This is a genomic window from Epilithonimonas hungarica (assembly GCF_900102265.1).
Taxonomy (GTDB): Bacteria; Bacteroidota; Bacteroidia; order Flavobacteriales; family Weeksellaceae; genus Epilithonimonas; species Epilithonimonas hungarica.
Genome location: NZ_FNBH01000001.1, coordinates 608,983 through 630,490 on the forward strand (window position 1 = coordinate 608,983; position 21,508 = coordinate 630,490).

The 21,508-nt window shown below is 36.4% G+C and carries 13 protein-coding genes; 9 read left to right on the forward strand and 4 right to left on the reverse strand.

The annotated features are described in order from the left end of the window. The first annotated feature begins 67 nt into the window (after positions 1-67). The 8 genes from BLT30_RS02905 to BLT30_RS02940 all read left to right on the forward strand — a co-directional run bounded on the left by BLT30_RS02905 (position 68) and on the right by BLT30_RS02940 (position 13,504). Positions 68-1,309, forward strand: coding sequence for an efflux RND transporter periplasmic adaptor subunit (locus BLT30_RS02905; RefSeq protein WP_089871239.1), 1,242 nt, complete (start codon positions 68-70; stop codon positions 1,307-1,309). A gap of 18 nt (positions 1,310-1,327) precedes the next feature. Beyond that, on the forward strand, positions 1,328-2,095 hold the full coding sequence (locus BLT30_RS02910) for a GIN domain-containing protein (RefSeq protein ID WP_089871241.1): 768 nt from the start codon (positions 1,328-1,330) through the stop codon (positions 2,093-2,095). Positions 2,096-2,132: 37 nt separating this feature from the next. Beyond that, complete coding sequence (locus BLT30_RS02915) at positions 2,133-3,590, forward strand: DUF4932 domain-containing protein (RefSeq protein ID WP_089871243.1); 1,458 nt, start codon at positions 2,133-2,135, stop codon at positions 3,588-3,590. 36 nt (positions 3,591-3,626) lie between these two features. Beyond that, entirely contained in the window at positions 3,627-4,349 is a 723-nt protein-coding gene (locus tag BLT30_RS02920; RefSeq protein WP_089871245.1) for an ABC transporter ATP-binding protein, read from the forward strand. Between the two features lie 85 nt (positions 4,350-4,434). Next, positions 4,435-6,849, forward strand: coding sequence for an ABC transporter permease (locus BLT30_RS02925; RefSeq protein WP_089871247.1), 2,415 nt, complete (start codon positions 4,435-4,437; stop codon positions 6,847-6,849). A gap of 224 nt (positions 6,850-7,073) precedes the next feature. Then, a complete protein-coding gene (locus tag BLT30_RS02930; RefSeq protein WP_089871249.1) occupies positions 7,074-9,509 on the forward strand; it encodes an ABC transporter permease in 2,436 nt (811 codons plus the stop codon). An 82-nt stretch (positions 9,510-9,591) separates the two neighbouring features. Further along, positions 9,592-10,878, forward strand: coding sequence for a TolC family protein (locus BLT30_RS02935; protein ID WP_089871251.1), 1,287 nt, complete (start codon positions 9,592-9,594; stop codon positions 10,876-10,878). 529 nt (positions 10,879-11,407) lie between these two features. Next, entirely contained in the window at positions 11,408-13,504 is a 2,097-nt protein-coding gene (locus BLT30_RS02940) for a type IA DNA topoisomerase (protein ID WP_089871253.1), read from the forward strand. Between the two features lie 217 nt (positions 13,505-13,721). On the opposite strand, the gene BLT30_RS02945 is transcribed toward BLT30_RS02940, so the two are convergent. Further along, positions 13,722-15,209: a glycoside hydrolase family 28 protein gene (locus BLT30_RS02945; RefSeq protein ID WP_089871254.1), complete on the reverse strand. Its 1,488-nt coding sequence runs from the start codon at positions 15,207-15,209 to the stop codon at positions 13,722-13,724. Positions 15,210-15,686: 477 nt separating this feature from the next. Between BLT30_RS02945 and fabV the strand changes: the two genes are divergently transcribed. After that, a complete protein-coding gene (fabV, locus tag BLT30_RS02950; RefSeq protein ID WP_089871256.1) occupies positions 15,687-16,889 on the forward strand; it encodes an enoyl-ACP reductase FabV in 1,203 nt (400 codons plus the stop codon). 46 nt (positions 16,890-16,935) lie between these two features. On the opposite strand, the gene BLT30_RS02955 is transcribed toward fabV, so the two are convergent. From BLT30_RS02955 to clpB, 3 genes are all read right to left on the reverse strand, one after another. Further along, the gene (locus tag BLT30_RS02955) at positions 16,936-17,733 is read right to left on the reverse strand and encodes a lysophospholipid acyltransferase family protein (protein ID WP_089871257.1); all 798 of its coding nucleotides are present in this window, start codon (positions 17,731-17,733) and stop codon (positions 16,936-16,938) included. Between the two features lie 43 nt (positions 17,734-17,776). Further along, positions 17,777-18,406, reverse strand: coding sequence for an NUDIX hydrolase (locus tag BLT30_RS02960; RefSeq protein ID WP_089871259.1), 630 nt, complete (start codon positions 18,404-18,406; stop codon positions 17,777-17,779). A gap of 182 nt (positions 18,407-18,588) precedes the next feature. After that, entirely contained in the window at positions 18,589-21,180 is a 2,592-nt protein-coding gene (gene clpB, locus BLT30_RS02965; protein ID WP_089871261.1) for an ATP-dependent chaperone ClpB, read from the reverse strand. Positions 21,181-21,508 lie beyond the last annotated feature (328 nt).

The following is a 21,508-nucleotide window of genomic DNA, read 5'->3' on the forward strand; positions in this document are numbered from 1 at the left end:
TTACAAGATTATAAATTCATGGCACTTGCATTGTGTAATTGTTTGTAAGTAAAATAGTTATCTAAATATGGATACGAAAATAGTAAAAAAGAAATCTAAACTGAAATTAATATTAATCACCATCGCATCTGTAGTGGCAGTTTCGGTTTTTGGATGGTATTTCTTGAATCAGAAAAAAACATACAATGTAAAATCGGAAGATATCACGATCGATGAAGTAACCAATGGAAAATTCGAAGATATGTTAATGGTGACCGCGCAGACACAATCTCTTAACTCTTCTCTAGTGAATGTTTTGGAAGGTGGTGCGGTCAAAGAAATTTTTGCAGAAGACGGACAAATGTTGACGAAAGGACAACCCATCGCAAGAGTTTACAATCCGAATACGGAATTCAATTATCTGAATCAGGAAACGGGAATTATGCAACAGATCAGTCAGATGAGAAGTTCGCTTTTGGAACTGAAAAATCAGGAATTTAACCAAGATAAGGAATTGTTGCAGTCTCAGAATGATTATAATACGGCGTTACAATCTTTTAATCTTCAGAAAAGATTGTACGATGCGGAAATCGGAAAGAAAACCGATTATGATATTGCACTTCAGAATTTGAATTATCAAAAAGACAGAAAGCAAATCGTGGAAAAAGGAGCTTCTAATGAGAAACTTTCAAGAAATTCCCAGTTTTCAGCAATCAACAATTCCATTGATCAAATGGAAAAAAGTTTGAATATCCTTCGTTCCAACAAAAATAATTTCCTGATAATGTCACCTGTCTCTGGAAGATTGTCTTCATTCAATATTTCTCTTGGGCAAAACTTAACAACCGGAGAAAGCATCGGGAAAATCGATTTGATGGGCGGTTACAAGTTGGTCGCAAAAGTTGATGAGTATTATATTAATAAATTGACTAACGGAATCAAAGGAACGCTTGACAATAACGGAAAAGAATATGAAGTGATCATCACAAAAATTCTTCCGGAAGTGAAAGACGGACAGTTTTCTGTGGAATTGAATTTCATTGATGCGAAAATTGAAAACCTGAAAATCGGGATGACTTTCGGCGTGAAACTGAAATTATCTGCTGATACACAAAGTATGATGATTCCGAAAGGGAATTTCTACAAAGACACCAACGGAAAATGGATTTTCGTAGTGAAAAATAACAAAGCTGAAAAGCGAAACATCAGTCTGGGAAGAGAAAATCCTCTTTATTATGAAGTGGTTTCCGGATTGAAGCAAGGTGAATCTGTGATTACTTCAGATTATTCTGAATTGAAAAAATATGAAATCTTAGACATTCAAAAATAAACTCAAAAATTAAATATAATGCAAAAAATATTATTACTATTAATAACAATGATTATCGGGCTCTTTGTGTCCTCGGCAACATTGAAAGGACAAAATTTCAAAACTGCTGGCAATGTGGAAACGAAAACGATTCCGCTAAGTCACTTTGAAAGTATTGATTCGGATATGGTTTTCAATGTGGAAGTGGTGAAGTCAAGCGAAGAAAAAGCCGTAGTTACAAGTAATTATCTGCGATTCGTAGAAATAGATGTGAAAAATAATACGCTTTTGATCAGCTACAAAAAGAATCAATCATTGCAAAATGTAGATACCAGAGTTATAATCTATGCAAAAGATGTACAAGCTGTGAGCGCAAGAACAGGCTCTGTTGTAAAAATAAAGGACAATTTTAGTATTCAGAAATTTTCTGCCGAAAGTGGCGGGAAAATATTTGGCGACTCCAATGCAAAAAGCATTTCTATCCATACACAATCCGGCGGTTCTGTTCTTGGAACTATAAATACTGAAAATCTTGCTCTGAATGCACAATCTGGGAGTAAAATTGATATTCAGGGAAAGATTGATTCTGCGAAAATCACTTCCGAAGGCGCATCCAGAATCATTGCGACGAAAACCAATATTTCTGTCGCAACTGTGAATGCAGAATCGGCTTCATCAGTTAGCTTAAGTGTTTCTAAAGAGTTAACAGCTTCGGCAAGTTCTATGGCGAAGATTAGATACAAAACCTTATCAGGCATCAAATTCTCTGCATCAAGAGATTCCGGCGGAACAATCGATTCAATTTAATTCAAAATAAACTATAATTTCAAAACTCAGATTCTAAATGATGACCTTGAAGATGATTTATAAAAGCACATTGATTTTATTAATGTTTTTATTTGCGATAAATCTGAAATCTCAATCAAAAGTTGACGTGGAATTCAATCCTAATATTGCGACTTATTCTATTGTTGAATATTTGGTTGCAAAAGAACAGGGAAGGCTTTTCTATATCGACGGAAAAACAGATATCGGTTATCTGCCACTTGCTGATCTGGCAAATAAAGAAATGGAAAAATATGATAATTCTAAAATCATAAAAGCGATGCAGGATTATCTAAAAGTGGCAGGTCAGCAACAGGATTTGTCTTATCAGGTTTTATTGAAGCACAATATTTTTCCTGCAAAAGGATATGCTTACCCAATTGAAGAAAATGATATAGCCAAAAAAGAATCAGTAGAAAAATTCGCCGAACAACTGAGAGAATTTTATATCGAACGAAATCTGGGGAAATTCTTCAAAGACCAAAGTCATTTTATAGAAGGAGCAAAGAACGAGGTCAGAAAAAACATTCCGCCTTCCTATATGACGAAGATGGAAAAATATTATGGTGCGAAGTTTTTGGCTTATAGATTTTACGTTAATCCGTTTGACGTATTGCCTTACAGCGAGGTTTTCTGGCATGGCAACGGACCGATGTTCAAGTCTGATAAAGGGCAAATTGCGAATATGATTAGCAGTGCTTATGTTCCGTTGGAAAAGAAAAATAATATCAAAGATTACAAAGAGTTTGGATTCAATCATCCGGAAACCACCAACTTTTTAATTACACACGAGTTCGGACATTCATTCGTTAATCAATATTTAGGTCAATACGAATCTAAAATCAATCAAAGTAATAACCTGATGTCTGAAGCTTTTATCGGCAAAATGGACGGGCAAGGTTATTCTTATTGGCCGTCTTGTGTGGGCGAACATATCGTAAGAACGGGAGAAATCAGGATTGCTTTGGCAAATGGAAATCCTCAATTGGCTGAAAAATTAAGAAAACAACACATTCAAGAAAATTCTTTTGTTCTCATTCCAGAATTCGAAAAGAAAATGGCTGAGTACGAAAACAACCGGAAAAAATATAAATCATTTAAAGATTTTGTCCCTGAGTTACTAACTGTTTTAGATGAAACAAGTGTAGAAAAAGTGAGAGAAAAGCTGGGTTTGCCTAATGAAAAATATCAGATCACTTTGACACTCACTGTTCCTGAAAATAGTGGAGACGTTTATATCACAGGAAATCAGTCAACTATCGGGAATTGGAATCCTAGGGTAATTAAACTTAATAAAACCAGTGAAACAACCAGACAAATTACTTTCAAAACATACCAGGATTTGAGATTCAAATTGACTAAAGGAAGCTGGGATACGGAAGGTAATGTTGACGGAATCGATGAAGGCAAAGATGTTTCTTTGACGATTGATAAAGATACAACCTTGAATTATACTATCAAAAACTGGAAACAATAATTTAAATAATTAACAAACTTAAAAAAATATACTACAATGATAAACATTCAAAACCTTTCAAAAGTCTATAAAACTGAAGATGTTCAAACCAATGCGCTTAATAATGTAAGCCTGCAGATCAAAGAAGGTGAATTTGTTGCGATAATGGGACCTTCAGGTTGTGGAAAATCTACTTTTCTTAATATTCTGGGATTGCTGGACAGCGCTTCTTCTGGTTCTTACCAATTTGAATCGGTGGAAACCATCGGAATTTCTGAAAAGAAAAAATCAGACATCAGAAAGAAAAATATCGGGTTCATTTTCCAGAATTTTAATTTGATCGATGAATTGACGGTTTATGAAAATATCGAATTGCCTTTGATTTACAACGGTGTTTCCTCCTCAGAAAGAAAAAGAAGAGTAGAAGAGATTATGGAGAAGATCAACATCGCTCACAGGGCAAAACATTATCCACAGCAACTTTCCGGAGGTCAGCAGCAAAGAGCGGCGGTTGCAAGAGCTTTGGTAACAAGACCAAAACTAATTCTTGCCGATGAGCCAACCGGAAACCTCGACAGTTCCAACGGAAACGAGGTAATGAATCTTCTGGCAGAACTTCACAGAGAAGGTTCTACAATCGCAATGGTAACGCACTCTTCCTATGATGCAGGTTATGCTTCAAGAATCGTGAATATGAAAGACGGCGAAATCTTTAGTGAAGAACATTCTTCCCAAAGAAAAGATGTCTTCGAAAAAGCAGACGCAAAAAACTTCGAATAATTGTTAAATAAAGGATGTCTGATGATTGGATGTTGGATGAAAATTTCCGACATCCAACATCCTTCCTACAACAAAAAAATAAATTATGCTAAACAACTGGCTCAAAATTGCCTTCATCAATTATAAAAAGAACTGGCTTTCCACTCTTATCAATTTATTTGGATTAACGATTGGATTAACGGGCTTCATGCTCATACTGATGCACTGGAATGACGAAGAATCCTACGAAAGATGGAATCCGAAGAAGGATAATATCTACGCTTTCCAAACTCATAACAAAGCAGAAAATACTTACGGAAATAATATTTCTTATCCGATGGCAGAACGTGCTGTGAAGGTGATTCCCGAGGTTAAGGATTATGTTTTGTTCAACGGTTCCGGAATGGGTTATAAAATGACCACGAAAACAAAAACCGTTTATCAGGGCGAAGGAATGTCGGCTTCTGAAAGTTTTTTCAATTTTTTCCCTTTCAAATTGGTTTCCGGAAGTTATAAAGATGCTTTGAAGGGTGATAAAGTGATTGCGCTTTCCACAAAAGCAGCCAAAAATCTCTTTGGGAAAACCAATGTTGCAGGAGAGACTGTGAAAATCAATAATAAAAGTTTTGTTGTAACCGCAGTTTATGAGTTGCCGGAAGCGAATAGTCAGATAAAACCGGATTTTATCATTACACCTTTCGAACAGATGAAAGGTGATAAAGACCAATGGGGAAATTTCAATTACGGCTGTTTCTTTTTGTTAAAACCTGGAACAGATGTGGAAGCTTTACAACAAAAATTCTACAACGATATCTTTTTATACAGAGCAAAAATCAGTGCGCAAGGAGCAGGTGTAACGCCGGTGAAATATTTGGAATTGTACGGACCAACAGGAAGTTTGTTCACGCCAATTGATGCGATAAAACTGCACGCCAAAGCCTCCTGGTTTGGAAATGGGGATTTTAAAACGATGATGATTCTGTTCACGCTTTCTGTTTTGATTGTGATTTTATCAGCTATTAATTTCATTAACCTGAAAACTGCTCAAGCTTCGCGAAGAGCTAAGGAAATTGGCGTCAGAAAAGCGATTGGAAGTACAAAATCCAGCCTGGTTCTTCAGTTTTTGTTGGAAACTTTTGTGATTTGCTTTGCATCATATCTTTTGTCTTTGGCTTTAACAGAGCTTCTTTTACCAAGCTTCAACAAGTTTTATAACAAGGAAATCGTGATGAATGACTGGCATATTTACTTTTATTCATTGGCGATGGTTTTGGCGGTAACATTCATTTCAGGTCTGATTCCGGCGACTTATTTAGCCAATTTCAAAGCGATAGAAACTTTGAAGGGAAACTTCGCCAGAAGTAAACACGGGATTTGGCTGCGAAACGGGATTTTGACTTTGCAACTCATTATTTCTTCTTTCTTCATCATCGGTGGATTGATTGTCAATAATCAGGTGAAATATATGATGGATAAAGACCTCGGATTCAGTGGGAAACAGGTTTTCTTAGTCAACTTTAGTGAGAATGATGCAAAACCCTGGATGAAATATGAGCGCATCAAAAATGAGATGAGAAAAATCGAAGGTGTGGCCGATGTGTCTTATGGAGAGGCGGTTCCCGGGAGTAATAGATTCAGCAATTCTAATATGGATTATATGGACAAAAGTATCATGGCACAGCATGGTTCTATGGATTATAATTACCTCCAGTTTATGGATGTGAAATTGAAAAAAGGACGCTGGCTGAACCCTGATCTTGCTTCTGATACCATCGCCAATGTTATGGTTAATGAGGCTTTTGTAAACAAATTCGGTTGGACAGATGACCAGGCCTTTAAAAATGAAGTTCGGCCAGGATTCGACAATAAACCTTATCACATTGTAGGAATTGTAAAGGATTTCAACATTCTGAACCCCCGAAGAGCCGTTGAGCCCATCATCTTTTTCCATTACAGGGAAACAGACTGGAAACGATACAATGTCTATAATATCCAGTTGAAAATAAAACCTGATGATATCGATGGAACGGTGAAAAGAATAAAAGCTTACTGGCAGAAGAATGTAGAGCCCGGCTATCCTTTCGATTCTTATTTTATTGATAAGAAATTTGCAGAGAGTTTTGTTAAATATCAGAAACAACAAACGCTTTTCACCATCCTGAATGCAATGGTTTTGATGGTCGCTTTATTAGGATTATTCGCTTTGTCATCATTGATGATCGAGCAGAAACTGAAAGATGTGGCGATCAGAAAGACTTTGGGCGCATCAGACGGAACATTGGTTTTTGGATTGACGAAGCAATTCCTTTGGATTACATTGATTGCAGTTTTAATCAGCATTCCGATCAGTTATTATCTGATGAATGAGTGGCTGAAGGATTTCGATTACCGAATTGATATGCCGGTTTTCCCGTTCGTCCTTAGTTTGATTTTATTATTGATTTTGACATTCGCTGTTGTAAGTATCAAAGCTTACCAAGCAACAAAAGTGAATTTGGTTAAATATCTGAAATACGAATAAGGCTAAAAAGTGCCTTAAACAGACCATCAGATGACTTAGGTAGACTGTCAGACGAGTTAGGTAGACAATCAGAGGAATAATGTAGACTGTTACAGAAGTTAAGTTGATAGTTACAAGACTTAAGTAGACCATTACAGAACTTAAGTAGACTGTTACAGGAGTTAAGTAGACATTTACAAGACTTGCTTTGGGAATTCATTTTTAAAATTTATTAATCATCAATTATGTTAAAGAACTGGCTCAAAATAGCATTCATCAACTATAGAAAAAACTGGCTTTCCACCATCATCAATATTTTGGGATTGAGTGTTGGACTGTGTGTTTTCCTATTGATATTTATCCATTTGCAGGATGAGAGATCTTATGAGCAACATAATCCGAATAAGGACAATATCTATTTTATAGAAAACGGAAATGTTTCTTTCGGGATTATGCCTTCTTCCAGTTATCCGGAATTGACAGTATCGAAAGAGAAATTTTCTGAGATAGAAGATTATGCGATTGCCAATTCTTGGAATTATTATAAAACAAGACTGATTGCAGGGAAGAGGTCGGCTTATACTTCATCTTGCCGAGCTTCGGGTTCTTATTTTGATTTTTTTCCATTCGAAAGAATTGCGGGAAGTTTCAATAATGCCATCAGTGATGATAATAAAATGGCGCTATCTGAGGAAACTGCAAAATCATTATTCGGAGATGAATATCAGAATTGTATTGGCAAAACTGTTAAAATTGATGATTCTCAGAATAAAGAATATGTGATTACGGCAGTTTACAAAAACCCTACAGAAAATTCTGTTTTCAAACCTGGTTTTATAATGAAACACCCTGATATTGGAAAACAGAATAATTCGCAATGGACCAATTACAGTTATATAGGTTATTTTAAAATTAAACCTGGGACTGATATTCAAAATTTGGAGAAAAAACTTTCCGACCAGCAGGCTGCACAGGAAAAGATTTTGTCAGAAAAATGGGGCGAGAAATATGATGAAAAAAATACCGCAAAAGTTTATTTGACACCAATCAGTAAAATGAAATTGGAAGCAAAGAGTGAAGGTGTGGAGAAAGGTGACAAAAAATCGATTATGATTTTATTGAGTTTATCAGCTTTGATTTTGTTGCTGTCAGGAATTAATTTAATCAACTTAAAAACCGCGCAGGCTTCTCAAAGAGCAAAAGAAGTTGGTGTGAGAAAAGTGGTTGGAAGTACAAAATCAAAATTGGTTTTACAGTTCTTACTGGAAACTTTTATGATTTGTTTCGTGGCTTACATTGTAGCTTTTGCAATGGTTGAGCTTCTGCTTCCGACTTATAACAAATTCCTGAACAAAGAAATCAAACTGAATGACCCTAGTCTATTTATCTATACAGGATTATTATTGATTGTTTTCTCCTTGATTTCAGGATTGATTCCGGCGCTTTACCTTTCGAATTTCAAGCCAATCAACACTTTGAAAGGCAATTTCGCCAGAAGCCGACACGGTATTTGGTTACGAAATTCTATTCTGACTTTGCAGTTGATTATCTCATCATTTTTCATTATTTGTTCTTTGATTATTCATAATCAGGTCAATTATATGATGAATAAAGATTTGGGATTCAAAGGCGACCAGGTCATTAATATTCAATTCAAAAAAACCGACTGGCAGAATGATTATAATTCAAAAAAATATGTTCGTCTAAAAAATGAAGTTTCAAAAATCGCAGGTGTTGAAGACATTACGGGTTCTATCAACTCAATCGGGATGGGATTTTCGAATGCTTCTGTTGTAAGGAATGCTTTAGATACACTGAAGTCTGTAGAAAATGTCATCGTAGGTGGAATTGATTATAATTATTTCAAATTCTACAAAATCAAATTTGCTTCCGGGCGAGATATGGATTTGCGATTTGCTTCCGACACGATTTCCGGTGCGATTGCTAATGAAACTTTTATCAAAAAAATGGGCTGGAATCAGAATCAGGCGCTTGGAAAAGAGCTTATTACAGGTTGGGAAGAAAAAGGTCACAATTATAAAATCATAGGTATTGTCAAGGATTTCTATATGACGGGAATGGATAAACCGATTGAGCCAATGGTATTTTTCAATTATGATAGAAATTGGGCAAAAAACAATATGGGAAATCTCCAGATAAAAATCTCAGGCAATGATATCAACGGAACCCTTGAAAGAATCAAAGAATTCTGGACAACTAAAGCAGAACCTGGCTATCCTTACGATTATGAATTCGTGGATAAACAATTCGCCAAAACATTTGAGAAGTTTCAGAAACAGCAGACTTTATTTACAACTTTAAATATCGTGGTTTTGGTGATTGCATTATTGGGACTATTTGCTTTGTCATCATTATTAATTGAACAAAGGCTCAAAGACGTTGCCATCAAAAAAACTTTGGGAGCAGACGAAAAAACGATTGTCTGGGATTTGACCAAAAGATTTTTACTGATTTGTGTAATTGCGGTTTTAATCAGTATGCCTTTCGGATATTATGCAATGAATGAATGGCTGAAAGATTTCGCTTATAGAATCGATATGCCGGTTTGGCCTTACGTTCTGAGTTTGTTTTTATTATTGATTTTAACGTTCGTGGTCGTGAGTTTCAAAGCTTATCGTGCAACAAAGATCAATCTTGTCAAATATCTGAAATACGAGTAAAAATTTCCCTCCTTTGGAGGGGTGTCAAAAATTCAACAGAATTTTTGACGGGGTGGTTTAAAAATAAAACCAATTAGAAAAAATGAAAAAATTATTCTTCATATTATTAATCAATTTTTTTCCGGCTCAGCAGAGTTGGACACTCAAGCAATGTCTGGATTATGCCTCCGTCAATCATCCATTGGTAAAGCAATCGACAGTCAATATTCAGAAAAATGACAGACAGATTTCTGCTGCAAAAGGAATGTTGCTTCCATCTGTTGATGCAGGGATTAATCACAATTATAACTTTGGGAATGGAATCAATCCGCAAAATAACCAGCGTGAAGCGATCAATACCCAAACTGACAATGTCTATGCACAGGCCAATTGGGAGCTGATGAACTGGAGAAATTATCTCAATATTTCTTTGTCCAAAATCAATAGAGAAAGTTCGACCTACAAAATGAAACAGGCTCAGAATGAGGTTAAACTGAATGTCATTCAGATGTTTTTCACTTATCAGAACAGTAAAAGTTGGCTGGAGGTTTTGGAAACGCAACTTTCCGGGATTGAAGACCAGATCAAACGTACCGAGAAAGAAGTTGAGATCGGGAATCGCCCGAAAAGTGATATTTACGATATCAAAGCCAACCTCGGAACAATGCAGGAACAGTGGGTTTCCGCAAAGAATTCCAGAGATCTTTCCAAAATCAATCTTCTCAATGCGTTGGCGATCACAAAAGATACTTTGGATTTTACAATGGTCGAGGAAAATCTGGCGAGTTCAAATTTCAATGATGCTAATTTCATCCAAGATCTTCTGGAGAAAAATCCGGCTTACCAGACTACTCTGGCGGAAATCAAAGCTCAGCAAAAAAACATTGACATTGCGAAATCTGCTTATTTGCCAACGTTAAACGGCTCTTATACTTGGTCAAGTTTTTACAACAAAATTTTGGGCGAACCTGCGACTGCTTTTTCAGAACAGATCAAGGCGAACAAAAACCAGCAATTGTCTTTCGGGCTCAATATTCCGATTTTCAACAAACTGCAAGTGAAAAACAACGTTGAGATTGCCAAACTAAATGTCATCAATTCCAATTACGACAAAGATATTGTGATTAATAATTTGACTCAAAGCATCAATTCTATCAAAACACAATTTCTGAATGCCCAGGAAAAATACAATCTTCTGGAGGCCAATTTTGAAAACCAAAGATTATCATTCCAAAAATCCGAGGAAAAATACAAAGAAGGATTAATGGACGCTTATACCTTTTTTGTTGTTAGAAATGGTTGGCTACAAGCAAATTATAATTTGATTAACAGCAAAAACGACGTTGTCCAGCAAACAGAATTACTCAAAGTTTTTGAAGCTGGATTTTAATTACAACATTTAGATTCACAATGTCAGTCTGAGCGGAGTCGAAGACTTTCATCAAAAAATTCTTATATTATTTTCTCAAATCCTTCCGAAGGCTCACACTGCGGAGGGATTTTTTGTTTCAATTATTTTTACTCTATTTTTAATTTGGGTGCCTTTATCTGCCTTCCGTTCCTGCTTGTCATTCTGAGGCTCTTGAAGAGCCCACTCAAGTCGGGACGCAGATTCAACATAAAACACCAGTTAAAATAAAACCCAATATTGTCATTCCGTAAGAATATCAGTAGTCCAGATTCCTACGGAATGACAAACAAGCTTACTTTTTTATGATTTTTGTCTCTCTTTGCTGAGTTTTATGCCTTTGCGAATCTTAAAAATATTTTTAATACAGATAAAAAAATCTTTGCGCACTTTGCATTTAAAATTCCTCGTTTTTTCGTTTAAAAAATCGCATTTTTGCAAGCCTTATTTTAGACTGAAATATGAAACGTCTTGATGTTCCATTCAACCTTAAAGAAAATAGAATTTACAAATGAAACTTTGTATTGCCGAAAAACCCAGCGTTGCCCGTGATATTGCCAAAGTTTTGGGTGCGACAACGCCCAAAAGCGGTTATATGGAAGGTAACGGCTATTGCGTCACTTGGACTTTCGGTCATCTTTGTACGCTGAAGGAACCGCATGATTACGCAACGCATTACAAATCCTGGGATTTGATTTTCCTTCCGATTATTCCCAAAAATTTCGGAATCAAACTGATTGATAATAATGGTGTTGAGAAACAATTTCAAACCATAGAAAAACTGGTTCAGGAATGTGATGAGGTCATCAATTGTGGGGATGCCGGGCAAGAAGGAGAGCTTATTCAACGCTGGGTTCTGCAGAAAGCAAAATGTGACAAACCCATGAAACGTTTGTGGATTTCGTCCTTGACAGAAGATGCCATCAAGGAAGGTTTTGAAAATCTGAGACCGGCTGATGATTACAAAAATCTTTATTTGGCGGGTAATGCAAGAGCAATCGGTGATTGGCTTTTAGGAATCAATGCGACAAGGCTATTCACGAAAAAATTCGGTGGAAACAAAGGGGTGTTGTCTATTGGGAGAGTTCAGACGCCAACTTTGGCAATGCTCGTTCAGCGCCAGAAAGAGATTGATGCTTTTACACAGGAAGAATATTGGGAACTCAAGACCAAATATCGGGATGTGCTTTTCAGTGCGTCAATTGATAGATTAAAGACTTTAGAAAAAGCTGAAAAAGGCTTGGCTTATCTTAAACAAAACCAGTTCGAGATTGTCTCATTCGAAATCAAAGAAGGAAAAGAAAAGAATCCGAGATTATTCGATTTGACAGGACTTCAAGTAGAAGCTAATAAGAAATTTGGTTTCTCGGCGGAACATACACTTAATTATATTCAAAGTCTTTACGAGAAAAAGCATACAACTTATCCGAGAGTTGATACAACCTATTTATCAGAAAACCTTTATCCAAAAATTGGTGGAGTTCTGAAAAGTATGACGATTTATTCTGAATTTACAGCGCCATTACTTTCTCAACCAATCCCAAAGACAAAAGCAGTTTTCGATGATACAAAAGTGACAGACCACCATGCGATTATTCCGACAGAAATTCCGCCTTCATCAAATTTAAGTCGAGAAGAAAAACTCGTTTATGATTTGGTAGCAAGAAGATTCATTGCTGTTTTTTATCCTGAATGTAAGATTTCAAATACTTTGGTAGAAGGACAAGTTGGGACGATTCCTTTCAAAGCTTCGGGAAAACAAATTCTGGAACCTGGCTGGCGAACAGTTTATGCGAAAGATAAAAAAGAGGGAAAAAACGACAAGGAAAAAGACGAGGAGCAGACGATTCCCGAATTTGTGGCTGGTGAAAAAGGAGAACACGAACCTTTGATCCATCAAGGAAAAACGTCACCGCCAAAACCTTACACAGAAGCAACTTTGCTACGTGCAATGGAAACGGCTGGGAAACAGGTTGAAGATGAAGAATTGCGTGAAATGCTGAAGAATAATGGTATCGGAAGACCATCAACCCGAGCCAACATCATCGAAACATTGTTCCGAAGAAAATACATCGAACGTAAAAAGAAAAACCTTGTTGCAACGTCAATTGGTATTGATTTGATTGATACTATCGAAGACGAAGTTCTTAAAAGTCCCGAACTCACAGGAGAATGGGAATCAAAACTCAGGAAAATCGAAAAAGGAGAATATGAGGCAAATCAGTTCAAAGAAGAATTGATAGAAATGGTTACGGATTTGACTCAGAAAGTGATTAGAGGAAAAGGAAAAATTATTAATTTCGAAGAAGAAAAACCAGCTCCTAAAGAAAAAACACCAAGAGTAAAAACCGAAATCATCTGGGCGGAAACCCAATGTCCGAAATGCAAGTCTAACAATCTGATGAAAGGCAAAACTGCCATTGGCTGTTCGGATTTCAAAGCTTGCGGTTTCAAAGTTTCATTCGAAATATTAGGGAAAAAACTGTCGGAAAAGCAACTTCAGGATTTGATTCTCAAAAGCAAAACTTCCAAACTGAAAGGTTTTACGGGAAAGCAGGAAGAAGGAATTTTGCTGATGAATGACGATTTCTCCGTCGCTTTAAAATAAAATAACAGAATTATCTTATCAATAGGAATAGGCTTCAGCCCATTTTAACGATTGACAATCAAAAAGGCTTTAGCCAAAACTAATAAATTTTGGCTAAAGCCTTGAATTGTTTTCAAATTAACATCGGGCTAAAGCCCGACGCTATTGATAAAATAGAAAAACCTTTTCAGTTTCAATCCGAAAAGGGTTTAAATTAAACCTTAATAGTCGTAAAAGATTACTTCACAACAATTGCTTTCTTCAGATTGCTGTCAATTTTATAATCTGTACTGTTATTTATTTTTACATTTTCAAAAACGATGTTGTTGGCATTTTTTCCAACAATTCCTTTTTTACTCGTGATATTCACGTTTTTGAAATAAAGATTCTCAATCAGCTTCTCTGGAAGTCCACTAAAACTGAAAGCCGTTTCGGACGAAGCACAATTTACATTACTCACGTAAAAATCATGGAAATAAGGAACTTTTTCACCGGTATGTTGCGCCGCTTCACTTTCTTTTGTACTTCCAACAGGTGCGTCTGCATAGAACGTATCAAACAAAACCGCTTCCTTGATGATGTTTTTCATCTCAATATTATCGATATAGATTTGGCCCACATCGCCACCTCTTCCCGAGTTGCTTTTCACACGGATTCCGATATCAGTTCCGTCAAAAGTACAGTTGGTTACGTAGATGTTTTTCATTCCGCCGTCCGTATTACTTCCAATCACGAAACCGCCGTGGCCTTCATTCACCGTACATTCTGCAATGATGACATTTTGCAGATTGGCTTCACCATTTTTTGGAGTTCCGCTGGATTTCATACAAATTCCATCGTCGCCGGCATTTACTTTTGTGTTGTAAATGATCACATTTTTAGAAGCACTGATGTCTATTCCATCGCCATTTTGAGCCCATTTCGGATTATAAACCGTTGTATTTCTGATGACAAGATTGGTGATTTGTTTCGGGTTGATGACAAATTTCGGAGAATTTCTGAACGTTGGTCCGTCAATCAAGAGATTGGTTACTTTAGACAAAGTAAACATCATCGGTCTCAAGAAATGATGAATTTGCTCGTACATATCAATTGTTGCGCCTGGCGTTTTTGTAATGACTTTTGCTAATTCTTCGCCATTTTTCGCAGCTACACTTGGCCACCAGATTTTCCCGTCCTCGCTAAGTGTACTTCCTGGTTTTGCCAGCAATTCCTTCCATTGTGCATCCGTCGTTTTGAATTTCTTCACAGGCCTCCAAGCTTCACCTGCGCCATCAAAAATCCCTTTTCCGGTAAAGGAGACATCTTTTAAATTGTTTCCCCAAATCGGAGCTGTCACTTCAAATTTCCCTGCAGAAGTCTCTTTCAAAGGAAATTGTTTGATATCGCTGCTGAATTGTACTATTGCACCTTCCTCAACGTGGAAATCGATTTTGCTTTTCAGTTCAATTGGACCAGTCAACCAAGTCCCGGTAGGAACTATTAGTCTTCCGCCACCGTTTTGAGCAATCGTGGAAATAGCTTTTTCAAAGGCTTTTGTGTTTAATGTTTTTCCGTCGCCAACTCCACCAAAATCCTTGAAATTATAATCCTTTTGTGGAATAGTTGGCAAAACCATTTCTCCAAATTTGAATGGTGCCTTCTGGATGTAATAATTGATGTCATTTTTCTGAGCAGAAACCAATGCTGCAACAGAAAATGCAAAGCCTATTAATAGTTTTTTCATTGCTTATTGTATGAATTCTTTTGATTAATTATAAATGTTTTAGTTAAAGTCAAGTCATTAAATATAATTTGGGCAGCTTAATCCGTCCTCCGTTCCCGCTATTTTTTTGCCAGGCTTTTCCAGCCACAAAAAAATGAGCTCCACTCAAGTCGGGCTGCAAGCAATTCTATGTTAATTTATTATTTCAAATTAAAGTTTTCGACTCCGCTCAGACTGACAATGTTTAAATTACTAGGTTAGTATTAGATTTGTCACACTGAGCGGAGTCGAAGAGTCTTTCATAATATATAGAAGCTTTCGGGTAAAATTAAACAAAATAACGAATCGTGCAATCGATTGCGCAAAATAAAAATAACAAACCTCGAAAAGTATTATCAATCCCAGGAAAACTGAAAATCAGAAGATGCTTTTTTGAAGATAATTCTTAATAATTGATTCAAATTTCTTTAATTTGCAATGCTAAAAATAATTTCAACAATGATTATTCAACCTAGAACAAGAGGATTTATTTGTTTGACAGCACATCCGGACGGGGCGCTTCAGGCAGTTAAAAATCAGATAGAATATGTAAAGTCGAAAGGCGAGATTAAAAACGGGCCTAAAAAAGTATTGGTAATTGGTGCTTCTACAGGTTTTGGTCTGTCTTCAAGAATCGCTGCGGCTTTTGGTTCAGATGCCGCTACAATCGGAGTTTTCTTCGAGAAACCAGCGTCTGAAGGTAAGATGGGAACAGCAGGTTGGTACAATTCTGCAGCTTTCGAAAAAGAAGCGCATGAAGCTGGACTATATGCAAAAAGTATCAACGGCGATGCATTTTCTGATGAAATTAAAAAAGAAACGATCGAGCTGATTAAAAAAGACCTTGGCCAGGTTGATTTGGTGGTTTACAGTTTGGCTTCTCCAAGAAGGACACATCCGAAAACCGGTGTTGCTTATTCGTCAGTCCTTAAACCAATTGGACAATCTTTTACTAATAAAACGGTAGATTTCCATACAGGTGTTGTTTCTGATATTACAATTGCTCCGGTTGAAAATGAAGAAGATATTTCTAACACGGTTGCTGTAATGGGTGGTGAAGATTGGAAATTCTGGATAGAAGATTTGAAAGCAGCTGGTGTTTTGGCAGAAGGTGTCAAAACTGTTGCTTATTCTTACATTGGCCCAGAACTGACTTTCCCGATCTACAGAAACGGAACAATTGGTCAGGCGAAAAATGACCTTGAAGCAACTGTTCCTGTTCTTAATGACTTATTGAAGGACCTTAACGGCGTTTCTTATGTTTCTGTGAACAAAGCTTTGGTAACACAGTCTAGTTCGGCAATTCCTGTAGTTCCATTGTATATTTCCTTGCTTTATAAAGTGATGAAGGCAAAAGGAACTCACGAAGGAACCATCGAGCAGATGCAGAGACTTTTCGCCGACAGATTATATACTGAGAATGGGGAAGTGGCTTTGGATGAAGCTGGAAGGATCAGAGTTGATGATTGGGAAATGGCAGATGATGTTCAGGCAGAAGTTGCTAAGTTATGGAATCAAATTTCCACTGAAAATCTTTCTGAAATCAGTGATATCGAAGGTTACAGAAAAGAATTCTTCAACCTTTTCGGATTTGAAATCGATGGAATCGATTATGAAAAAGATGCCAACGAGAACGTACAAGTTCCAAGTATCGAAGCATAATTTTTAAGGTATAAACAAAAACGGCTACTGAGAAGTAGCCGTTTTTTTATTGTTGAGATTGAGATTTTATCTCTTTCTGTTTTACATCATAATCGTGAAGCAGATTATGTTCCGGCGTTTGTCCGATAGCGTGCATTATTTTGTCCAGGATTTCTGTTGCAGATTCGTTATCATAATCAATTTCCAAAGCTGGTTGAAACTCCATCGTCGGTTTTACACCTGTAACTTTTATCTTCAGTCCTTTCTTATCAAAAGCTCTACGAAACCCATTGATTTTAATTGGGATTACAACTGGTCTTTGGTTTTTGATCAATTTCGCAGTTCCTTTTCTGCCTTGTGCAAAAGCCGAAGTCGTTCCTTGAGGAAATGTGATTACCCAGCCATTATCCAAAGCCTTCATAATATTTTCTATTTCGCTCATATCAACCATGCGGTTAATATTTTTACCTTCTGCTCTCCAGGTTCTTTTAACGGTAACGGCACCAGCAATTTTGAAAATTCTTGCAAGAATTCCTTTGTTCATTGTTTCCTCTGCTGCAACATAATAGAAGTCAACCTTTGGATTCAGAAGATAAACAGGATTTTTTATCGTATTGTGATAACCATTATTAACAGCACAGAAAGCGTGGTACATGGCTGCAACATCGGCAAAGTAAGTCTGATGATTGGAAACGAAAAGAACATTGCTGTCTGGCAAATCTGTAAGATTTTCGGTTCCTGTAATTTTCAATTTATTAAAACCATTGAATCTTCTGTAAGAAACAACTCCCAAAATGAAAATAATAATTCTTTTCAGAATATAGATGTTTCCAAAGGAATCGGTAAAAATATTTTTTTTTGCCATTGATAATTAATTATAATTTCTAAGGTCAGAAATTATTGCAAAATTAAACATTTTTTAACAAGTTGCTAAACTCACTCAAAATCATAGATGTAGCGCCCCAAATGATATAACCATTGAAATCGATCACCGGAACTTCATAACCTTTTGTAGACGGTAATGCCATTATTTTTGGCTGGTCTGGAAGATTTAATAAAGATGAAATCGGGAATTCTATCAATTCGACAGCCTCGGTTTCCTGTAAAAAGAATTCTGGATTCTTCTTGGTATAAGAAATAAACGAATGAACATAGAAATTGCTTGGCGGAATATAGATCGGAGACATCTCGCGAATGATTCTCACATAGTGTTCTTCAATTCCCAATTCCTCGGAAGTTTCCCGTTTTGCAGTGTATGAAAAATCAGGGTCTTCTTTCTCTCTTTTCCCACCAGGCAATGAGATTTGCCCACTGTGTCTGTCATTTTCATTCACACTTCTTACGATCAGGGGGAAATGCCATTCGTTGTTCTTGAGATAAAGTAAAATATTGACGGCTGCAAATTTTGGATTTTTGGTCAGAATATCTTCATAACTGAATACAGGACGATAAGGCGGAGAATAGACTTTGTGCGCATTCTCTCCCAACAATTCCGCTTCTTTGATATCTCTGAGTAAATCTTTTCCAAAAATCTGCATAACTCAAAGATAGGAAAAATCGTAATAATAATCAATAACTATTGTTGCGAGGTCTAAAGAATGGCAATCGGACTTTAAATAAAAGCATGATATCTTTTAAGCGATCTAATAACAAAACAACCTTTCCAAAATTTTCAGAAAGGTTGTTTTAAAATAGTATTTAATATGAAGAAAAATTTAATTTATTCTACAGGTCTGAAAACCAAACCTGTTTCCTCGAAATAATCCAAAGTGATTCTGTCGCCGTCATTCACGGTTCCTGCGAGGATCTCTCTCGATAATTTATTCAAAACTTCCTGCTGAATTACTCTTTTCAAAGGTCTCGCTCCGAAAACCGGGTCGTAACCTTTATTGGTAAGATAATCCAAAGCGTCTTGTGTTGCAGTCATAATGATATTCCTTTTTGCAAGCATATCATTGAAACCTCTTAACTGATACTGAACGATTTTTCCGATTTCTTTCCTTCTCAAAGGTTGGAACAATACGGTTTCATCAATCCTGTTCAGGAATTCCGGACGAAGCGTCTGCTTCAGTAAATCGAAAACCTCAATTTTGGTTTTATCAACAATTTCGTCTTGATTTTCCTCGGTGATATTCTCAAAATTTTCCTGAATGATATGCGAACCGAGATTCGAAGTCATAATGATAATCGAGTTTTTGAAATTCACAACTCTACCTTTATTATCCGTTAAACGTCCGTCATCCAAAACCTGTAATAATGTGTTGAAAACATCAGGATGCGCTTTTTCAATTTCATCTAAAAGCACGACTGAATATGGTCTTCTTCTCACGGCTTCCGTCAATTGTCCGCCTTCATCATATCCAACGTATCCCGGAGGCGCACCAACCAATCTTGAAACAGAATGACGCTCCTGATATTCACTCATATCGATTCTAGTCATATTGTTTTCATCATCGAATAAATACTCAGCCAAAGCCTTTGCCAGCTCTGTTTTACCAACTCCGGTTGTTCCCAAGAATAAGAAACTTCCGATTGGTTTTTTCTCATCGCTCAAGCCCGCTCTGTTTCTTCTGATGGCGTTGGCAACTGCTTCTATAGCTTCTTCCTGACCAACAACTCTGTGATGAAGTTCTGTTTCAAGATGCAATAATTTTTCTCTTTCAGATTGAAGAAGCTTTGTAACTGGAATTCCTGTCCATTTTCCGATAACCTCAGAAATGTTTTCTGCGGTTACTTCCTCTTTAATCAATTCATTCTGATGGTTTTGCATCTCCAATTCAAGTTTTTGCAAAGCATCTTCTTTCTCTTTAATTTTTCCGTACTGAATTTCAGCAACTTTTGCATAATCTCCTGCTCTTGAAGCTCGTTCTGCTTCTAGTTTCAGAGATTCAATATCTTTTTTAATCTGGGTTAAATCCTCAGATTTTTGTTTTTCTTTCAGCCATTTTGCATTAATTTCATTTCTCTGTTCAGAAATTTTCGAAATATCTTCTTTCAAGTGGTCGATTTTTGTTTGATTGCCTTCTCTTGAAATGGCAGCCAATTCAATTTCCATCTGCATTAACTTTCTATCTAAAACATCAAGTTCTTCAGGTTTTGAATTGATTTCCATTCTCAATTTAGCCGAAGCTTCATCAATCAAATCAATCGCTTTGTCCGGTAAAAATCTGTCTGAAATATATCGTTGAGACATTTCTACCGCCGCAATAATAGCTTCGTCTTTAATCCTTACTTTGTGGTGCGCTTCATATTTATCTTTAATTCCACGCAAAATCGAAATCGCAGATTCGGTATCAGGTTCTTCCACCATTACTTTTTGGAAACGTCTTTCAAGCGCTTTATCTTTTTCAAAATATTTTTGATATTCATTTAAAGTCGTTGCACCGATGGCCCTTAATTCTCCTCTTGCCAAAGCTGGTTTTAAGATATTCGCAGCATCCATCGCACCTTCGCCACCTCCGGCTCCTACCAAAGTGTGAATTTCGTCGATAAAAAGGATAATTTGCCCGTCTGATTTGATGACTTCATTCACAACAGATTTTAATCTTTCCTCAAATTCACCTTTGTATTTTGCACCGGCGATCAAAGCGCCCATATCTAATGAGTACAAGGTTTTATCCTGCAGATTTTCAGGAACGTCACCGTTGATAATTCTGTGAGCGATTCCTTCTGCAATCGCAGTTTTACCAACACCTGGCTCACCAATCAAGATCGGATTATTCTTCGTTCTTCTGGAAAGAATCTGTAAAACTCTTCGGATTTCTTCATCACGACCAATTACTGGGTCGAGTTTCCCTTCGGCAGCAAGTTCGTTGAAGTTTTTAGCATATTTATTTAAGGACTGGTAAGTTTCCTCTGAACTTGCAGAAGTGGCTTTCGAACCTTTTCTCAATTCCTTGATCCCACCTTCCAAAAGACTTTTGGTCACACCCATATCTTTCAAGGTTTTAGAAACTTCTGAATTGGTTTCCAAAAGTGAAAGCCAAAGATGTTCAATGGTCACAAATTCATCGCCCATTTTTTTAGCGATGTTCGGCGCATCCAGCAAAACTTTGTTGGCTGATTGTGAAAGGTATATATTTCCGCCCTGTGCTTTAGGAAGTTTTTCTAGATTTTCACGGTTGCGCTCTCTTACTAAAGTCGCATCTGCTTCAGATTTCTTTAATAAAAAAGGCGATATATTTTCATCTACCTGAAAAATTCCTTCCAATAAATGTTGAGGTTCTATTTGCTGATTGCCAAATTCCATTGCTACTTGCTGGGCAGCCTGGATGGCTTCTTGTGATTTTACGGTATATTGGTTTAAGTTCATATTATTATAGTTGTTAATTGTTGGTTTATAGTTTTATAGATCATCAAAATTTATACAATTCTAAATTTTGAAACTATGATTTTTGTTTTAAAAACATTAAGATCAAAGTTGCTAATTTTAATCTTAATGCTTTATCAATCATTTAATTCGAATAGCTTATCACAAAAAGTATTCTATTGATGGATTTTTAAAAATTACGGACAAAATTTCCGAATAATTAAATTTTAATGAAAGTTGAAATGACAAAATTTCCGAAAATGTAAAAATCAGATGAAAATTGATTGCCAATTTGTATTGGTTTTTTCCAAACAAATCCATAATTATTTTA

Excerpts from the sequence above, each read along its gene's own strand:
- BLT30_RS02905 (WP_089871239.1), top strand. The coding sequence starts at position 68 with ATGGATACGAAAATAGTAAAAAAGAAATCTAAACTGAAATTAATATTA.
- BLT30_RS02910 (WP_089871241.1), top strand. The coding sequence starts at position 1,328 with ATGCAAAAAATATTATTACTATTAATAACAATGATTATCGGGCTCTTT.
- BLT30_RS02915 (WP_089871243.1), top strand. The coding sequence starts at position 2,133 with ATGATGACCTTGAAGATGATTTATAAAAGCACATTGATTTTATTAATG.
- BLT30_RS02920 (WP_089871245.1), top strand. The coding sequence starts at position 3,627 with ATGATAAACATTCAAAACCTTTCAAAAGTCTATAAAACTGAAGATGTT.
- BLT30_RS02925 (WP_089871247.1), top strand. The coding sequence starts at position 4,435 with ATGCTAAACAACTGGCTCAAAATTGCCTTCATCAATTATAAAAAGAAC.
- BLT30_RS02930 (WP_089871249.1), top strand. The coding sequence starts at position 7,074 with ATGTTAAAGAACTGGCTCAAAATAGCATTCATCAACTATAGAAAAAAC.
- BLT30_RS02935 (WP_089871251.1), top strand. The coding sequence starts at position 9,592 with ATGAAAAAATTATTCTTCATATTATTAATCAATTTTTTTCCGGCTCAG.
- BLT30_RS02940 (WP_089871253.1), top strand. The coding sequence starts at position 11,408 with ATGAAACTTTGTATTGCCGAAAAACCCAGCGTTGCCCGTGATATTGCC.
- BLT30_RS02945 (WP_089871254.1), bottom strand. The coding sequence starts at position 15,209 with ATGAAAAAACTATTAATAGGCTTTGCATTTTCTGTTGCAGCATTGGTT.
- fabV (WP_089871256.1), top strand. The coding sequence starts at position 15,687 with ATGATTATTCAACCTAGAACAAGAGGATTTATTTGTTTGACAGCACAT.
- BLT30_RS02955 (WP_089871257.1), bottom strand. The coding sequence starts at position 17,733 with ATGGCAAAAAAAAATATTTTTACCGATTCCTTTGGAAACATCTATATT.
- BLT30_RS02960 (WP_089871259.1), bottom strand. The coding sequence starts at position 18,406 with ATGCAGATTTTTGGAAAAGATTTACTCAGAGATATCAAAGAAGCGGAA.
- clpB (WP_089871261.1), bottom strand. The coding sequence starts at position 21,180 with ATGAACTTAAACCAATATACCGTAAAATCACAAGAAGCCATCCAGGCT.